Consider the following 16,665-nt stretch of genomic DNA (forward strand, 5'->3'; position numbering starts at 1 on the left):
TCTCAACGGGGTCCACCCTATCCAGCCCGGGACACCACGAAGGGCCCCGTCCGGATGGGGGTACCCCCTGCTCTTTTGAGCTTGGGGGACGGACGAGGCCCCTGTGTGGCGTGGCGAAGCAGTTGATCAGTGGTGGCCGTGGCCGCTCGTGATCTCCCGGTACTCCTCGGCGGTGGGCTTCGGGATCTGGGCACCCTCGCCGTAGTAGGCGTCGCTGAGCTTGGCGCGCAGCTTCTCGGAGCCCTTCACCTTGCGCTCGACACCGTTCTCGTCGACCGTCGGGCCGATCTCGGCCGGCTGGTACTGCTCGTGCGCCGTGAGCGTGTACATCTGCTCCTGGCTGAGCGGCTCGTGCACCTCGATGAACTCACCGTGCGGCAGGCGCTTGATGATGCCCGACTCGCGGCCGTGCAGCACCTTCTCCTTGTCCCGGCGCTGCAGGCCCAGGCAGATGCGCTTGGTGACGATGAAGGCGATGACCGGTCCGAGGAAGAAGCCGATCCGGACGAACCAGGTGACCGCGTTGATCGACAGATGGAAGTGCGTGGCGACGATGTCGTTGCCACCGCCGATCAGCATGATGATGTAGCCGGTGACCCACGCGACACCGAAGGCGGTGCGCGTCGGGGCGTTGCGCGGCCGGTCCAGGATGTGGTGCTCGCGCTTGTCCCCGGTGACCCACGACTCGATGAACGGGTAGAGGGCGATGATCCCGAGGAACAGGCCGAAGAGGACCAGTGGGATGAACACGCCGAGGACGAGCGTGTGTCCCCAGAGGTTGATCTCCCAGCCGGGCATCGCCCGGACCAGACCCTCGGCGAAGCCCATGTACCAGTCCGGCTGGGCACCGGTGGACACCTGGTCGGGACGGTACGGGCCCAGGTTCCAGATCGGGTTGATCGTCGCGATGCCGGACAGGGCCGCGATGAAGCCGAAGACCAGGAAGAAGAAGCCTCCGGCCTTGGCCATGTAGACCGGCAGCAGCGGCATGCCGACGACGTTCTTGTTGGTCCGGCCGGGACCCGCGAACTGGGTGTGCTTGTGGTAGAAGACCAGGATCAGGTGGCCGACCACGAGCCCGAGCATGATGCCCGGCAGCAGCAGGATGTGGATCGAGTAGAACCGGGCGATGAAGTCGGTGCCCGGGAACTCCCCGCCGAACAGGAACATCGAGATGTACGTGCCGACGATCGGCACGGACAGGATCGCGCCCTGGGTGAAGCGGACACCGGTGCCGGAGAGCAGGTCGTCCGGGAGCGAGTAGCCGGTGAAACCGGTGAACATGCCCAGGACGAACAGAAGGAAGCCGAACAGCCAGTTGATCTCACGCGGCTTGCGGAACGCGCCGGTGAAGAACACGCGCATCATGTGCACGAACATGCCGGCGAGGAAGATGATCGCCGCCCAGTGGTGGATCTGCCGGATGAGCAGACCGCCGCGGACGTCGAAGCTGATGTCCAGCGTGGAGGCGAACGCCTCACTCATCAGCACGCCCTGCATGGGGACGTAACTGCCGTGATACTCCACCTCGTTCATCGACGGGTGGAAGAACAGCGTCAGGTACACACCCGTCAGGATGATGATGATGAAGCTGTAGAGGCAGATCTCACCCAGCATGAAGGACCAGTGGTCCGGGAAGATCTTGCGCATGTTGGCCTTGGCCAGGGAGTAGATCCCCAGGCGGCCGTCGGCCCAGTCGGCGACCCGCTCACCCGCGGGCGCCTTGCGGCGTGTCTGTGCAGTGCTCATCCGCGCTCCCAGAAAGCAGGGCCGACGGGCTCTTCGAAGTCGCCGAGCGCCTCGAGGTAGCCCTCGTCGTTCACACCGATGCGGAGCTGCGGCAGGGCGTGACCAGCGGGACCGAAGATCACTCGGGCACCGTCGGAGAGGTCGAAGGTGGACTGGTGGCAGGGGCAGAGCACGTGGTGCGTCTGCTGCTCGTACAGGGAGATCGGGCAGCCGACGTGGGTGCAGATCTTCGAGTACGCGACGATGCCCTCGTGCGACCACTCGAGCTCGCGCTTGTCCTTGATGTTCTCCGGCTGGATCCGGACGATCATCAGGGCGGCCTTGGCGATCTCGTTCTGGAACCCGTGGTCGTGCTCCTCCAGGCCCTCGGGCTTGGCGAAGGTCAGCGAACCGACCACGACGTCGGACGGACGCATCGGCTCGTTCGTGTTCATGTTGACGAGCAGCTTGCCCTTGGACCAGAGCGTGTGACGCAGCTTGTCCTCGGGCAGCGGGCCGAGGTCGCGCAGCAGCACGACACCGGAGAGCGGCACCAGCGTCAGCGCGCCGAACATGGTGTTGCGGATCAGCTTGCGACGGCCGAGCGCGGATTCCTTGGCGCCCTGGCTGAAGTCCGCGAAGACCTTCTCCCGGACCTCGGGCTCCGCCGCGATCGGGTGCCGCTCGTCGGCGATCTCCACGTCCGACATCAGGGTGCGGGCCCAGTGGACGGCGCCCGCGCCGATGCAGAACAGGGCGATGCCGAGCGTCAGGCCCAGCGCGAAGTTCAGCGCGCTGATGTGGCCCAGCGGGAAGATGTAGACCGACTTGTCGACCGGGATCGCCACGAACGCGGCGATGAAGGCGACGGTGGCCAGCATCGACACCGTGAACATCAGGGCGACCGAGCGCTCGGACCGCTTGGCGGCCCGCTCGTCGATGTCCTGGATCCGGTGCTCGTGGGGCGGCAGGCCCGGGTCGGCGAACGGGTGCTTCTCGTCCGCGACGCTCACCACGCCGTGCTCGTCATGTCCTGCGGACTGCTCGGCAGGCAGGTTCTCTTCTGGAATGTCTTGGCTACTCATGACTTCTTGGCCTTTGCGGTCCGGGCGGCGACCCACACGGCGACGGCGATCAGCCCGCCGAGACCGAAGATCCAGCCGAACAGACCCTCGCTGACCGGCCCGAGGCCGCCCAGCTCGAGACCGCCGGGGCTCTCGGACTTGCTGGTGTTGACCGCGTCCAGGTACGCGATGATGTCCTTCTTGTTCTTCTCCGACAGCGTGGTGTCGGGGAAGGACGGCATGTTCTGCGGGCCGGTCTGCATGGCCTCGTAGATGTGCTTCGGGTCGACGTCCTCGAGGCTCGGCGCGTACTTGCCGTGCGTCAGCGCACCGCCCTTGCCGGTGAAGTTGTGGCACTGCGCGCAGTTGTTGCGGAACAGCTCACCGCCCTTGGCGATGTCGGCACCCTGGGGGCCGTACTGCTCCTCGGTCGGGATGGCAGGACCGGCGCCGAGGGAGGCGATGAAGGCCGCGAGCTGGTCGATCTCGGCCTGGCTGTAGATGTTCTTCTTCTGGGGGACCTGCGGGCCCTGGGAGGTGGCGGCCGGCATACGGCCGGTGGCCACCTGGAAGTCGACGGCCGCGGCGCCCACACCCACCAGGCTCGGCCCGTCGGAGGTGCCCTGACCGCCGGTGCCGTGGCAACTGGCGCAGCCGACGGCGTAGAGCTTCTTGCCCTCCTCGATGGTGAGGGACTGGGCGGTTTCGTCGGCCTGTGCCTTGTCCGCAGGTGCGAACACGGCGTACAGCCCCCCGGTGCATGCCAGCGCGAGGAGTAGGACGACGAGCGCCGCCAGCGGATGGCGTCGTCGTGCGGAGAGCTTTTTCACGGATTACCCCGGTGTCAGGATCTTCTGCGTCGATGCTTCTGGGATGCGCGCTTCGTCGAGCACGCGCGGATGCGGGCTCCGCTACTTGATCATGTAGATCGTGGCGAAGAGTCCGATCCAGACGACATCGACGAAGTGCCAGTAGTAGGACACGACGATCGCGGCCGTCGCCTGCTCGTGGGTGAACCTCCGGGCCGCGTAGGTCCGGCCGAGGACCAGCAGGAAGGCGATGAGACCGCCCGTCACGTGCAGGCCGTGGAAGCCGGTGGTCAGGTAGAAGACCGAGCCGTACGGGTCGGAGGACAGGGACAGGCCCGCCTCCTTGACCAGCTCGGTGTACTCGAGGACCTGACCGCCGATGAAGATCGCACCCATCACGAACGTGACGATGAACCACATCCGCAGCTTCTTCACGTCACCGCGCTCGGCGGCGAAGACGCCGAGCTGGCAGGTGAGCGAGGAGAGCACCAGGATGGTGGTGTTCGCCGCCGAGAACGGGAAGTTGAGATGGCTCGCCATCTCCTTCCAGTGATCGGGACCCGTCACCGATCGCAGGGTGAAGTACATCGCGAAGAGGGCCGCGAAGAACATCAGCTCGGAACTCAGCCAGATGATGGTTCCGACGCTGGTGAGGTTCGGCCGATTGACCGACGGGTGCGCGTGCCCGGTTTCTACTGTCGTTGCTGTCGCCACGACCGACATTATGTCGGTCGCTTATCCCGCCCTCACTCCGGGGGGTGCCGTTCGGAGTGTCTTCGCCGGTCGTACCGCTGTTGACGTGGTGTTCAAGGGAGTAGCATCCGGCCCAACGGGCCTGTCCTTACGACGCTGACGTCACGGAGGAACAATGCAGCCGACCGCCACGGTGCTGGTCTACAGCGACAACTCCAACACCCGCGAGCAGGTGCGGCTCGCCACGGGACGGAGGCCGGCTCCGGACGTTCCCGTGGTGGAGTTCCTGGAGTGCGCGACTCCCGCCGCGGTACTCAAGGAGCTGGACCGGGGTGGCATCGACGTCTGCGTCCTGGACGGTGAGGCCGTGCCGATGGGCGGCATGGGGGTGTGCCGGCAGATCAAGGACGAGGTCTTCGACTGCCCTCCGGTGCTGTTGCTGATCGGACGGCCTCAGGACGCGTGGCTGGCGACCTGGAGTCGCGCTGAGTCGGCGGTGACCCTGCCGGTGGAGCCGGTGGAGTTCGCCTCGGCGCTGGCTTCGCTGTTGCGGGAGAAGGCGGCTTTGAACGCCTAGGGGCTCGGAGCCGCATATCGACACAGCCCCCACGCCCGGGAGTGTGCCCGCCCCTGCGGGCGTTCAGACGCTCTGCGGGCGCAGGCGGGCCCTGTCGGCTGCCGTGGGGCCGTCCGGGGCGCCGCCCGTGAGGGCGCTGCCGGTGCGCCACCTCGCCCAGTCGAGGTTCCAGTCGCCGAAGCCGTTGCCGAAGGGGGCCATCGTGTCGCCGCCGGAGTTTATGACCTTGACGATGTCGCCCTCGCGGACGGTCTCGTAGAACCAGGCGGCGTTCTCGGTGCTCATGCCGGTGCAGCCGTGGCTGACGTTGGCGTAGCCCTGGGAGCCGACCGACCAGGGGGCGGCGTGGACGTACTCGCCACTGTGGGTGACCCGGACCGAGTGGTGCACGATCAGGTCGTAGAAGTCCGAGGCGCCGATGCTGGCGCTGGTCATGCGGACGGTGCCCTCCTTGGCCAGGACGACCTTGACGCCGTTGCGGGTGTCGTAGCCGGGCATGCCCGTGGTGACCGGTATCTGCCGGACGATCTCGTCGTTCTTGTACACGGTCATCTGGTGGGCGGCGGCGTCCGTGACGGCTATGAGCTTGTCCGCGGTGGTGAAGGTCAGCGGCTTGGCCTTGCCGCCCCACATCCGGTCGCCGATCTTGATGCCCTGCAGGTTGCTGCGGACCTGGACGGTGGCCTGGGCGGGCCAGTAGTCCTTCGGGCGGTAGTGGAGCTTCTTGTCGTCCACCCAGTGCCAGGCGCCGTCCGTGGAGGGCGTGGAGGAGACCTTGAGGGCGCGTTCCACGACGGCCCGCTGGGCCTTGTCCTTGACGGGCTGGCTCAGCTCGGCCGTGATGGGCTGGCCGACGCCGTAGGTGCCCTTCTTGGGGCCGAAGGCGACGTCCAGGCGCTTCTTGGTGGTGGGCTTGCCGGTGTCGAAGGTGACGACCTTGCGGCCGGGTGCCCCGTCCTCGTCCTCGGTGCTCACACGGACCGTGTAGCTGGCGTTGGCGGCGAGCGGGGTGGTGCTGTGCCAGCGGCTGCCGTCGGCGGCGAGTTCGCCCGCCACGTAGCGTCCTGAGGCGTCGTGGGCCGTGACGTCCGTGATGCGCCCGTCGGAGTCCTCGACGACTTCCAGGGGCTTGTCCGGGTCGGCCTTCTTGCGGCCCCCGTCGGGGGCGTTGAAGGAGATCTGGTCCGCCGCGTCGTAGGGGCGGGCGGCGAGCGGGTTGCCGTCCGAGCCGCAGGCGGTGACGCCCGCGCAGAGGGCGGTCACCAGCAGCGTGCAGCCGACGGCGGTGCGGGGGCGGGAGATCGCTGTGTGGCTCATGACCTCACGCTAGGAACCCGCGTCAACAGCGGCACGCCGAGCGACTCGTACGAGTGACACGCATTGCGGCAGAAGCAGGGGCCCGGACGCCCCTCTCGGAGTGTCCGGGCCCCTGTGGCGCTCGGCGCGTGTTACTGGGTGCGGCTCTCACCGCGGTAGTACTCGAAGACCCAGCCCCAGACGCCGATCAGGATGATCGGCAGCGAGAAGTACATCAGCCACCAGCCGATCGCGATGGACAGGAACGCGAGGGCGCCACCGATGGCGAGGGAGAGCGGCTGCCAGCTGTGCGGGCTGAAGAACCCGACCTCGCCGGCGTCGTCCGCGACGTCCGCCTCCTTGTCGTCCTGTGCGCCCACGTCGACCCGCTTGGCCGTGAAGCCGAGGTAGAAGCCGATCATGATGCACAGGCCGAAGGCCAGGAAGAGCGCCGTGGTACCGGCCGGCTCCTTCGACCACACGCCATAGACCACAGCCATGGCGAGGACGAAGACGCTCAGCCACATGAACATCTGGCCCTGGATCTTCACTTGCCGGCCTCCTTGCCACCAGCGATGGCCTTTTCGCCGTAACCGGCGTTCTCGAGCTGGTCGAGAGCCGCGAGCTCGGGGTGGTGCAGGTCGAATGCCGGGGATTCACTGCGGATCCGCGGCATGGTGATGAAGTTGTGCCGCGGCGGCGGGCAGGAGGTCGCCCACTCCAGGGAGCGGCTGTAGCCCCACGGGTCGTCGACGCCGACCGGCTTGCCGTACTTCGCCGTCTTCCACACGTTGTAGAAGAACGGCAGGATCGACATGCCGAGCAGGAACGAGCTGATCGTCGAGACGGTGTTCAGGGCGGTGAAGCCGTCGGCCGCGAGGTAGTCGGCGTACCGGCGCGGCATGCCCTCGGCGCCCAGCCAGTGCTGGACCAGGAACGTGCCGTGGAAGCCGACGAACAGCGTCCAGAAGGTGATCTTGCCGAGACGCTCGTCGAGCATCTTGCCGGTCCACTTGGGCCACCAGAAGTGGAAGCCGGAGAACATCGCGAAGACGACCGTGCCGAAGACCACGTAGTGGAAGTGGGCCACCACGAAGTACGAGTCGGAGACATGGAAGTCCATCGGCGGCGAGGCCAGGATGACACCGGTCAGACCACCGAAGGTGAAGGTGATGAGGAAGCCCATCGCCCAGAGCATCGGGGTCTCGAAGGACAGGCTGCCCTTCCACATCGTGCCGATCCAGTTGAAGATCTTCACGCCGGTCGGGACCGCGATCAGGAAGGTCATGAAGGAGAAGAACGGCAGCAGTACACCGCCGGTGACGTACATGTGGTGCGCCCACACGGTCACGGACAGACCCGCGATCGCGATGGTCGCCGCGATCAGGTTCATGTAGCCGAAGATCGGACGACGGCTGAAGACCGGGATGACCTCACTGATGATGCCGAAGAACGGCAGCGCGATGATGTACACCTCCGGATGCCCGAAGAACCAGAAGAGGTGTTGCCACAGCAACGCCCCGCCGTTCGCCGGGTCGAAGATGTGCGCGCCGAACTTGCGGTCCGCCTCCAGCGCGAACAGCGCCGCGGCCAGGACCGGGAAGGCCAGCAGGACCAGCACACCGGTCAGCAGCACGTTCCAGGTGAACACCGGCATGCGGAACATGGTCATGCCCGGGGCGCGCATGCAGATGATCGTGGTGATGAAGTTGACCGAGCCGAGGATGGTGCCGAAACCGGAGAAGGCCAGACCCATGATCCACATGTCGGCGCCGATACCCGGGGAACGGACCGCGTCCGACAGCGGGCTGTAGGCGAACCAGCCGAAGTCGGCCGCGCCCTGCGGCGTCAGGAAGCCCCCGACAGCGATGAGCGAGCCGAACAGGTACAGCCAGTAGGCGAACATGTTCAGCCGCGGGAACGCCACGTCCGGAGCACCGATCTGGAGCGGCATGATCCAGTTGGCGAAGCCGGCGAACAGCGGCGTCGCGAACATCAGCAGCATGATCGTGCCGTGCATCGTGAACGCCTGGTTGAACTGCTCGTTCGACATGATCTGCAGACCAGGCCGGGCGAGCTCGGCGCGCATGAGCAGCGCCATCACGCCGCCGATGACGAAGAACGCGAACGACGTCACCAGGTACAGCGTGCCGATCGTCTTGTGGTCCGTCGTCGTCAGCCACTTGACCACGACACTGCCGCGGTTCTGGCGCCTGACCGGCAACTCGTCCTCGTAGTGGGACCCTGCTGCCGCGGCACCCTGGGGTTCGTTGAGGATGCTCACAGGTTGTTCGTCTCCCGGTTCTTCTCGTGGCTCGTCTGCGCGATGCCGGCAGGAACGTAACCGTTCTGCTGCTTGTCCACGAGGTCCTTGAGGTGCTGCTCGTAGCGCTCGGGGGAGACGACCTTCACGTTGAACAGCATCCGAGAGTGGTCGACGCCGCAGAGCTCGGCGCACTTGCCGAGGAAGGTGCCCTGCTTGTTGGGGGTCACCTCGAAGGCATTGGTGTGGCCCGGGATGACGTCCTGCTTCATGAGGAACGGCACCACCCAGAAGGAGTGGATGACGTCACGCGAGGTCAGGACGAAGCGGACCGTCTTGCCCTCGGGGAGCCAGAGCGTCGGGCCCGGGTTGTTGGTCTGCGGGTTCCGCGTACCGGGGACGCCGCAGTCGTAGACGCCGCCGGCGTTGGCCGGGAAGTCCTCCTTGAACCGGTTCGGGATCGCCTCCAGGTCCGGGGACTTCTTGGCGTCACCGGTGGAACCGGCGACCGGCTCGATGTAGTTGAAGCACCAGCTCCACTGGAAGCCGACCACGTTGACCGTGACGTCGGGCTTCTTCTTGAGGCTGAGCAGCTCGGACTCGTCACGGGCGGTGAAGTAGAACAGCACCGAGACGATGATGAGCGGGACCACGGTGTACAGCGCCTCGATGGGCATGTTGTACCGGGTCTGCGGAGGAACCTCGACCTTGGTGCGGCTGCGCCGGTGGAAGAAAGCACTCCACAGGATCAGACCCCACACCAGCACGCCGACGGCGAGCGCAGCCGCCCAGGACCCCTGCCACAGGGAGAGGATCCGCGGAGCCTCTTCCGTGGTCGGGGTGGGCATACCAAGGCGGGGGAAGTCTTCCCAGTTGTACGAGCAACCGGTGGCTGTCGCCAAGACCAAGCCCGCGGTCAGTGCCTGCAGCAGCTTCCGCCGCATCGGGCGCCGCGGCGAGCGGTCGGAGCCGTTGGGACTCACGTAGCGCCTTCCCGAGAGTCTCGCCCGCGCGGATCGGCTGCGGCCTGGCCTTCTCGCTGGTCGGTCGCGGCCCTGCGTCGGGCAGGGGTTTGGATGTTTATGCGGACCAAACCCTAGCCGACGCCCTCCGGGGGTTCTCGGGGAGGGGTGCCTATGCGGTGGGGTGGTTCGCTGGTTTGGCGGGTGCGGGTTGTCTGTGGCCGGTCGCGCCCTGCGGCGGAGCCGCAGACGTCATTGCCCCGCGCCCCTGTCGGGGCGTCTGTCCGCCGGGCGTTCCGGTGCCCCGGCGGGCAGCGTCTGTGGCGGGGCGAACGCTGCCTGCCGGGGCACTAGCGTTGCCCTGTGGCCTACTTCGATGCTGCTTCCGCTGCTCCGCTTCATCCGGTCGCCCGGCAGGCCCTGCTGGCCTCGCTCGACGAAGGGTGGGCGGATCCCGCGCGCCTGTACAGGGAGGGGCGGCGTGCCCGGGTGCTGCTGGACGCGGCGCGGGAGGCCGCAGCCGAGGCGGTGGGATGCCGGCCGGACGAGCTGACCTTCACCTCGTCCGGAACCCGTGCCGTGCACACGGGGATCGCCGGCGCGCTGGCCGGGCGCAGGCGAGTCGGGCGCCACCTGATCGTGTCAGCGGTCGAACACTCCTCTGTACTGCATTCGGCGGAGCTCCTCGAGGCTGCCGGAGGGGCCGTCACCGAGATCGCGGTGGACCGGACCGGGCGAGTGGACCCGTCGGCGTACGCGGCCGCCCTGCGCGAGGACACCGCGCTGGCGTGTCTCCAGTCCGCCAACCACGAGGTGGGGACCGAGCAGCCGGTCGGGGCGGTGGCCGAGGTGTGCCGGGAGGCCGGGGTGCCGTTGCTGGTGGACGCGGCGCAGTCGCTGGGGTGGGGGCCGGTGGACGGGGACTGGTCGCTGCTGACGGCCAGTGCGCACAAGTGGGGCGGGCCGTCCGGGGTCGGGTTGCTGATCGTGCGCAAGGGTGCGCGGTTCGCTGCGCAAGGGCCGGTGGACGAGCGGGAGTCGGGGCGGGCACCCGGTTTCGAGAACATCCCGGCGATCGTGGCGGCGGCCGCGTCGCTCAGGGCCGTGCGGGCCGAGGCCGCCGGGGAGGCCGTGCGCCTGCGGGAGCTGACGGACCGGATCCGGGCCCGGGTGCCGCAGCTGGTACCCGATGTCGAGGTCGTCGGCGACCCGGAGCGGAGGCTGCCCGGGGTCGTCACCTTCTCCTGTCTCTACGTCGACGGGGAGGCGCTGCTGCACGAGCTGGACCGGGAGGGTTTCTCCGTCTCGTCCGGATCGTCCTGCACGAGCAGCACGCTGACGCCCAGCCACGTACTGCGGGCCATGGGCGTGCTGAGTGAGGGAAATGTGCGGGTTTCGCTGCCGCCGGGGGTGGCGGAGGAGGATGTGGAGAGATTCCTCGCCGTCCTCCCCGGGGCGGTGGCGGCGGTCCGGGAGAAGCTCGGCGCGCCGGTCACCTCGGAGGTCGCCCGCGAGGAGGACGTCCTGGTCGTGGACTCGCTCGGCAAGCGCTGCCCGATCCCCGTCATCGAGCTCGCCAAGGTCATCGGTGACGTACCCGTGGGGGGCCTGGTCCGGGTGCTGTCGGACGACGAGGCGGCCCGCCTGGACATCCCGGCGTGGTGCGAGATGAGGGACCAGGAGTACGCGGGCGAGGAGCCGACGGACCGAGGAACCGCCTATCTGGTCCGCCGGGTGAGCTGAGGGCGCGGGGGACTGCGCGAACGGCCCCTCGCGCCCGAAGCCGGGAACGGCCGGTCAGGCCAGGTGCGCCTGGACCTCCTCCGCCGCCTCGTCCCCGTACGCCTTGGTGAACCGCTCCATGAAGTGCCCGCGCCGCAGCTGGTACTCCTGCGTCCCGACGGTCTCGATCACGAGGGTCGCCAGCATGCAGCCGACCTGCGCGGCACGCTCCAGGGAGACACCCCACGCCAGACCGGAGAGGAACCCGGCGCGGAAGGCGTCGCCGACGCCCGTGGGGTCGGCCTTGCGCTCCTCGTCCGGCGTGCCGACCTCGATCGGGTCCTCGCCGGCCCGCTCGATGCGCACGCCCTGCGCGCCGAGGGTGGTCACCCGGTGGCCCACGCGGGACAGGATCTCCGCGTCGCTCCAGCCGGTCTTGGTCTCGATGAGGCCCTTCTCGTACTCGTTGGAGAAGAGGTACGTCGCCCCGTCCAGCAGGATGCGGATCTCCTCGCCGTTCATCCGGGCGATCTGCTGGGAGAAGTCGGCGGCGAACGGGATGGACCGGGAGCGGCACTCCTCGGTGTGGCGGAGCATGGCCTCCGGGTCGTCGGCACCGATGGAGACCAGGTCGAGGCCGCCGACGCGGTCGGCGACGGTCTTCAGCTCGATGAGGCGGGCCTCGCTCATGGCGCCGGTGTAGAAGGAGCCGATCTGGTTGTGGTCGGCGTCGGTCGTGCACACGAAGCGGGCGGTGTGCAGCGTGTCGGAGATGCGGACGGAGTCGGTGTCCACGCCGTGCCGCTCCAGCCAGGCCCGGTACTCGTCGAAGTCCGCGCCCGCGGCGCCGACCAGGATCGGCCGGGTGCCGAGCTGTCCCATGCCGAACGCGATGTTCGCGGCGACGCCGCCGCGGCGGACGTCGAGCTTGTCGACCAGGAACGACAGCGAGACCGTGTGCAGCTGGTCCGCCACGAGCTGGTCGGCGAAGCGGCCGGGGAAGGTCATGAGGTGGTCGGTGGCGATGGAGCCGGAGACTGCGATGCGCACGGCGTGGACTCTCCTGAGGGAGGCGGACCTTGACGGTTCACGCTATCGGGTGGGCGGGGCGGCTCTGTAGGCATCGAAACTACCCGATAGTAGATCTTTCTCGGTGGGCTCGGCCGTGCATACGGTGCCGCTATGACAAACCTCGAGGTCCACGCTCCCGCTCCGGTCGATCTGGAAGGCGAGCTGGCGTCGCTGCCCGGTGACGGGGCGCGGATGGCTCCGCACTGGGCGGTCCCCGACCGGATCGCCCCGCGGCCGGTCTCCCCGGCCCTGATCCACGGCGTGTCCGTACCCCTCGCGTCGGCGCGGCTGCTCGACGCCATGGAGGACTACGGGGACTGAACGGCGCACTCGCGGGAACCGTGTGCTCCCCCGCTGCGTCCCATCGCTGTCCCCCGTAAAGGGGAGGCGGGATACGACCCACCAGCGGGCCCGTAGGTGACGGGCCGGGTCCCATGGGACAGCTGTGCAGCCGAAGGAGCGATGCGGTGAACACCGAGCGACCCGACAACGACGACGACGCCAGGGAAGCGGGCGGCACCACCGCCGACGCCCCGGAGGTCGAGGAGCCGGGTACGGCGGACGCCGGAACCTCGGCGGAGGCCGGGGCGCCCGCGGACGCCGAGGGGTCGCCGGGTGCCGCTGAGTCCGGCGGGGCCGCCGATCCTGCCGGCGCCCCGGGTGACGAGAAGCGCCCCGCCGAGCCGGAGGCGGCAGAGGACAGCGAGAGCGAGGCGGCCCCGGCGGCCGAGGGTCCGGGTACGCCGGAAGCCGCGACGAAGGACGCGCCCCAGGACCCGCAGGCCGGTGCTTCCCGGGTGACGGCGGCCGGTGCCGGAGAACCCGCCGCGGACGGCGAGGGCGCCGCGGAAGCCGGCTCCGGCCCCGCGGACGGCAAGGACACCGAGGAAGCCCACCCCGCCACCGCGGACGGCAAGGACACCGAGGAAGCCCACCCCGCCACCGCGGACGGCAAGGACACCGAGGAAGCCCACCCCCGCCCGGAGCCGGCGCCGGCCCCCGACGTCACTGCGGAGGACCCCGGTACCGAGGAGGCCCGCCCCGGTGCCGCCCCGGCACCGGCCGGCGGCCACCCCCGCGACGAAGAGGACCTGGTCCGCCACGGCGGTGGCCGTCCCCGTACGCCCGCGATCATCGCCTCCGTCGCCGCCGCCGTACTGCTGATCGGCGGTGGTGGGGCCTGGCTCGCCTCCAACGCGTCGAACGGGTCGGGCGGTGGTACGACGTCCGGTGCGCCTGGTGGGGACGACACTCCCCCGCCGCTCGCGCTCGACGGCTACTCGGAGTCCACGGCGGACGACGGCAACGGCATCGCGCCCGGTGAGCCCAACCCCTACGGCGCCACCTACCGGGTCGACGGCACCCTGCCGGACGGCCCGGACAAGGCGCCGGTGTACCGGGCGCGCGGTGAGGTCACCAAGGAGGACGTGGCCCGGCTGGCGAAGGCCCTCGGGGTCGAGGGGACGCCGGTGGCGCAGGGCGAGGCCTGGAAGATCGGGGGCCAGGACGGGTCGGGGCCGAGCCTCCAGGTGAACCGGCAGGCGCCGGGCTCGTGGACGTTCAGCCGGTACGCCCCGGGTACCGACAACTGCAAGGGCACCGACACCTGCAGCGCCCCGCAGTCCGGTGGCACACCGGTGAGCGAGGAGGTGGCCGAGAAGGCCGCGGCGCCCGTGCTGAAGGCGGTGGGTCAGGACGACGCGAAGCGCGACGCGAGCCAGGTCATGGGGGCCCAGCGGGTGGTGAACGCCTCTCCCGAGGTCGGCGGACTGCCCACGCACGGATGGACGACCGGGATCACGGTCGGCGGGGGCGGCGAGGTCGTCGGCGGCAGCGGTCAGCTGAAAGCGCCGGTGAAGGGCGACACGTACCCCGTGGTCGGCGCCGAGAAGGCGCTGGAGCTGATGAACGGGCAGCCGAAGAGCGATCCCCGGATGGGCATCGGCGGCTGCGCAAGCCCCGTGCCGCTGAAGGACCGGCTGGAGGAGCCCTGCGCGCAGCCGGCGAGCGGTGCTCCCGGGCAGGACACCGTCACGGTCGAGAACGCGGTGTTCGGGCTGGCCGCGCACCTCGTGGACGGCCGGCAGGCGCTGGTGCCGTCCTGGCTGTTCGAGGTGACGGCGCCGGGCGCGAAGGACCCGTTCACGGTGACGTACCCGGCGGTGGAGCCGACGTACCTGGCCTCCCCCGAGCCGGGCGAGCCGGGTGACCAGCCGACGGCGGCTCCCGGTCCGCGCGAGGTGAAGGTGGACGGCTACCGGGCCGAGGGCTCGGAGCTGACGGTGACCTTCACGGGCGGGGTGTGCGCCGACTACGACGTGAAGGCGAGCGAGAAGGACGACGAGGTGACGGTCACCGTGACGTCGACCCCGTGGCAGGGCAAGGTCTGCATCTTGATCGCCAAGCAGTTCCAGGAGACCGTGCAGTTGGACGAGCCGCTCGGTGACCGGGCGGTCGTCGACGCGGACGGCAAGGCGGTCCCGCTGGCCAAGGAGGGTGCGCGGCTGCCGGCTCCCCCGACGCGGGAGCGGTAGGAGCGGCCGCACAGCGCGAAGGCGGCGGCCCCGTCGGAGGGGGCCGCCGCCTTCGTCGTGTCCGCGGCCGCCGGTGGCGGCTCGGCAGGCTCAGCTGAAGGAGTCGCCGCAGGCGCAGGAGCCCGTCGCGTTCGGGTTGTCGATCGTGAAGCCCTGCTTCTCGATGGTGTCCACGAAGTCGATCGTGGCACCGCCCAGGTACGGGGCGCTCATGCGGTCGGTGACGACCTTCACACCGCCGAAGTCCTTCTCCACGTCGCCGTCGAGCGCGCGCTCGTCGAAGAAGAGCTGGTAGCGCAGGCCGGAGCAGCCGCCGGGCTGGACGGCGACGCGCAGCGCGAGGTCTTCGCGGCCTTCCTGGTCGAGCAGCGCCTTGACCTTGGACGCGGCGGCGTCGGTCAGGATGATGCCGTCGGTGACGGTGCTGGTCTCGTCCGATACGGACATCTACATCTCTCCCGGGTTGTACGGAGACTGCTTGCCGACGGTTGCAACCGGCGGGGCCGCGGATTCATTCCGGGCCGGGCGTCGATCCCGGCTCCTTTCATGCTCGCACACCCGCCCGGAACCGGAAAACGGCTCTTTCCGGGTCGTCCCGGGAATGAACGGCGGTTCACCGGGATTCACGTCACACCGACGCTATGGCCATCGTCAAAGTGACGTGAAGCGGTTATGATAGATAGCGTCAAATCGACGAAAAGTCGCAGAAACAGAAAGGGTGCGTGTCGTGACCACCGCCCAGACCCAGGAGCTCGACGTACAGCCGACGCCCCTCGCCCTGCTGCTCCTCGGCCGTGAGGCCGACCCGAAGAGCGAGCGCGGTGTGGAGTGTCCCGGCGACCTGCCCTCGCCGTCCGACCCGGACCTGGTGGAGCGCGCCCGCAAGGCGAAGGAGAAGCTCGGGGACAAGGTCTTCGTGCTCGGCCACCACTACCAGCGCGACGAGGTCATCCAGTTCGCGGACGTGACCGGTGACTCGTTCAAGCTGGCCCGGGATGCGGCCGCCCGCCCGGAGGCCGAGTACATCGTGTTCTGCGGCGTGCACTTCATGGCGGAGTCCGCGGACATCCTGACGTCCGACGACCAGAAGGTCGTGCTGCCCGACCTCGCCGCCGGCTGCTCCATGGCCGACATGGCGACGGCCGAGCAGGTCGCCGAGTGCTGGGACGTGCTGACCGAGGCCGGGATAGCCGAGCAGGTCGTGCCCGTCTCGTACATGAACTCCTCCGCGGACATCAAGGCGTTCACGGGCAGGCACGGCGGCACGATCTGCACCTCGTCCAACGCGAAGCGGGCTCTGGACTGGGCCTTCGGGCAGGGGGACCCCTCGACGACGAAGGTCCTCTTCCTCCCGGACCAGCACCTGGGCCGCAACACGGCCGTGCGGGACATGGGCATGTCCCTGGAGGACTGCGTCGTCTACAACCCGCACCGGCCGAACGGCGGCCTGACGGCCGACGAGCTGCGCGCGGCGAAGATGATCCTGTGGCGCGGCCACTGCTCGGTGCACGGCCGCTTCAGCCTGGACTCGGTGAACGACGTGCGCGAGCGCATCCCGGGCGTGAACGTCCTGGTCCACCCCGAGTGCCGGCACGAGGTCGTGGCCGCGGCGGACTACGTCGGCTCGACGGAGTACATCATCAAGGCCCTGGAGGCCGCGCCGGCCGGCTCCAAGTGGGCCATCGGCACGGAGCTGAACCTGGTGCGCCGCCTGGCGAACCGTTTCGCGCCCGAGGGCAAGGAGATCGTCTTCCTCGACAAGACGGTCTGCTTCTGCTCGACCATGAACCGCATCGACCTCCCCCACCTGGTCTGGGCCCTGGAGTCGCTGGCCGAGGGCAACCTCGTCAACCGCATCGAGGTGGACAAGGAGACGGAGGCCTTCGCGAAGCTGGCCCTGGAGCGGATGCTGGCGCTGCCGTAGCCCTCGCCTTGCCGGGCCGGCC

General features: G+C 69.0%; 15 protein-coding genes. 5 read left to right on the forward strand and 10 right to left on the reverse strand.

The genetic code is table 11. The annotated features are described in order from the left end of the window. Positions 1 to 126: 126 nt before the first annotated feature. The 4 genes from ACFU3E_RS18805 to ACFU3E_RS18820 all read right to left on the reverse strand — a co-directional run bounded on the left by ACFU3E_RS18805 (position 127) and on the right by ACFU3E_RS18820 (position 4,324). Entirely contained in the window at positions 127 to 1,749 is a 1,623-nt protein-coding gene (locus ACFU3E_RS18805) for a cytochrome bc complex cytochrome b subunit (protein ID WP_384158986.1), read from the reverse strand. Then, on the reverse strand, positions 1,746 to 2,813 hold the full coding sequence (locus tag ACFU3E_RS18810; RefSeq protein ID WP_384158989.1) for a Rieske 2Fe-2S domain-containing protein: 1,068 nt from the start codon (positions 2,811 to 2,813) through the stop codon (positions 1,746 to 1,748). The genes ACFU3E_RS18805 and ACFU3E_RS18810 overlap by 4 nt, the downstream gene beginning before the upstream one ends. Next, the gene (locus ACFU3E_RS18815; protein ID WP_384158992.1) at positions 2,810 to 3,622 is read right to left on the reverse strand and encodes a c-type cytochrome; all 813 of its coding nucleotides are present in this window, start codon (positions 3,620 to 3,622) and stop codon (positions 2,810 to 2,812) included. The genes ACFU3E_RS18810 and ACFU3E_RS18815 overlap by 4 nt, the downstream gene beginning before the upstream one ends. An 81-nt stretch (positions 3,623 to 3,703) precedes the next feature. Further along, a complete protein-coding gene (locus ACFU3E_RS18820; RefSeq protein WP_030249479.1) occupies positions 3,704 to 4,324 on the reverse strand; it encodes a heme-copper oxidase subunit III in 621 nt (206 codons plus the stop codon). Positions 4,325 to 4,469: 145 nt separating this feature from the next. On the opposite strand from ACFU3E_RS18820, the gene ACFU3E_RS18825 reads away from it, so the two are divergent. Continuing rightward, a complete protein-coding gene (locus ACFU3E_RS18825) occupies positions 4,470 to 4,871 on the forward strand; it encodes a hypothetical protein (protein ID WP_384158996.1) in 402 nt (133 codons plus the stop codon). Positions 4,872 to 4,934: 63 nt separating this feature from the next. Here ACFU3E_RS18825 and ACFU3E_RS18830 read toward each other — a convergent pair whose 3' ends face one another. The 4 genes from ACFU3E_RS18830 to coxB form a co-directional block, all read right to left on the reverse strand. Then, a complete protein-coding gene (locus tag ACFU3E_RS18830; protein ID WP_384158998.1) occupies positions 4,935 to 6,188 on the reverse strand; it encodes an Ig-like domain-containing protein in 1,254 nt (417 codons plus the stop codon). Positions 6,189 to 6,319: 131 nt separating this feature from the next. Next, positions 6,320 to 6,718, reverse strand: coding sequence for a cytochrome c oxidase subunit 4 (locus ACFU3E_RS18835; RefSeq protein WP_384159001.1), 399 nt, complete (start codon positions 6,716 to 6,718; stop codon positions 6,320 to 6,322). Then, positions 6,715 to 8,451 (reverse strand): cytochrome c oxidase subunit I, encoded by a 1,737-nt coding sequence (ctaD, locus tag ACFU3E_RS18840; protein WP_384159004.1) that lies wholly within the window; start codon positions 8,449 to 8,451, stop codon positions 6,715 to 6,717. Before ctaD ends, ACFU3E_RS18835 begins: the two co-directional genes overlap by 4 nt. Beyond that, entirely contained in the window at positions 8,448 to 9,413 is a 966-nt protein-coding gene (coxB, locus tag ACFU3E_RS18845) for a cytochrome c oxidase subunit II (protein WP_384159007.1), read from the reverse strand. The genes ctaD and coxB overlap by 4 nt, the downstream gene beginning before the upstream one ends. A 342-nt stretch (positions 9,414 to 9,755) precedes the next feature. Between coxB and ACFU3E_RS18850 the strand changes: the two genes are divergently transcribed. Then, entirely contained in the window at positions 9,756 to 11,135 is a 1,380-nt protein-coding gene (locus tag ACFU3E_RS18850) for a cysteine desulfurase/sulfurtransferase TusA family protein (protein WP_384159009.1), read from the forward strand. Between the two features lie 54 nt (positions 11,136 to 11,189). Here ACFU3E_RS18850 and ACFU3E_RS18855 read toward each other — a convergent pair whose 3' ends face one another. After that, on the reverse strand, positions 11,190 to 12,164 hold the full coding sequence (locus ACFU3E_RS18855; RefSeq protein WP_384159012.1) for a carbohydrate kinase family protein: 975 nt from the start codon (positions 12,162 to 12,164) through the stop codon (positions 11,190 to 11,192). Between the two features lie 132 nt (positions 12,165 to 12,296). Between ACFU3E_RS18855 and ACFU3E_RS18860 the strand changes: the two genes are divergently transcribed. Both ACFU3E_RS18860 and ACFU3E_RS18865 read left to right on the forward strand, forming a co-directional pair. Next, positions 12,297 to 12,506 (forward strand): hypothetical protein, encoded by a 210-nt coding sequence (locus ACFU3E_RS18860; protein WP_384159014.1) that lies wholly within the window; start codon positions 12,297 to 12,299, stop codon positions 12,504 to 12,506. A 146-nt stretch (positions 12,507 to 12,652) separates the two neighbouring features. After that, on the forward strand, positions 12,653 to 14,719 hold the full coding sequence (locus tag ACFU3E_RS18865) for a hypothetical protein (RefSeq protein ID WP_384159017.1): 2,067 nt from the start codon (positions 12,653 to 12,655) through the stop codon (positions 14,717 to 14,719). A 90-nt stretch (positions 14,720 to 14,809) separates the two neighbouring features. Here the strand turns inward: ACFU3E_RS18865 and ACFU3E_RS18870 are convergent, their stop codons facing one another. After that, entirely contained in the window at positions 14,810 to 15,166 is a 357-nt protein-coding gene (locus tag ACFU3E_RS18870; protein ID WP_031109243.1) for an iron-sulfur cluster assembly accessory protein, read from the reverse strand. A gap of 280 nt (positions 15,167 to 15,446) precedes the next feature. Here ACFU3E_RS18870 and nadA point away from each other — a divergent pair, with 280 nt between their 5' ends. Further along, positions 15,447 to 16,643 carry a quinolinate synthase NadA gene (nadA, locus tag ACFU3E_RS18875; protein WP_384159021.1) on the forward strand — a complete coding sequence of 399 codons (1,197 nt, stop codon included), beginning with the start codon at positions 15,447 to 15,449 and terminating at the stop codon, positions 16,641 to 16,643. The last annotated feature ends 22 nt before the right edge of the window (positions 16,644 to 16,665 follow it).

Origin of the sequence: Streptomyces sp. NPDC057424, assembly GCF_042803315.1 — a bacterium.
Classification (GTDB): domain Bacteria; phylum Actinomycetota; class Actinomycetes; order Streptomycetales; family Streptomycetaceae; genus Streptomyces.

Excerpts from the sequence above, each read along its gene's own strand:
- ACFU3E_RS18805 (WP_384158986.1), bottom strand. The coding sequence starts at position 1,749 with ATGAGCACTGCACAGACACGCCGCAAGGCGCCCGCGGGTGAGCGGGTC.
- ACFU3E_RS18810 (WP_384158989.1), bottom strand. The coding sequence starts at position 2,813 with ATGAGTAGCCAAGACATTCCAGAAGAGAACCTGCCTGCCGAGCAGTCC.
- ACFU3E_RS18820 (WP_030249479.1), bottom strand. The coding sequence starts at position 4,324 with ATGTCGGTCGTGGCGACAGCAACGACAGTAGAAACCGGGCACGCGCAC.
- ACFU3E_RS18825 (WP_384158996.1), top strand. The coding sequence starts at position 4,470 with ATGCAGCCGACCGCCACGGTGCTGGTCTACAGCGACAACTCCAACACC.
- ACFU3E_RS18830 (WP_384158998.1), bottom strand. The coding sequence starts at position 6,188 with ATGAGCCACACAGCGATCTCCCGCCCCCGCACCGCCGTCGGCTGCACG.
- ACFU3E_RS18860 (WP_384159014.1), top strand. The coding sequence starts at position 12,297 with ATGACAAACCTCGAGGTCCACGCTCCCGCTCCGGTCGATCTGGAAGGC.
- ACFU3E_RS18870 (WP_031109243.1), bottom strand. The coding sequence starts at position 15,166 with ATGTCCGTATCGGACGAGACCAGCACCGTCACCGACGGCATCATCCTG.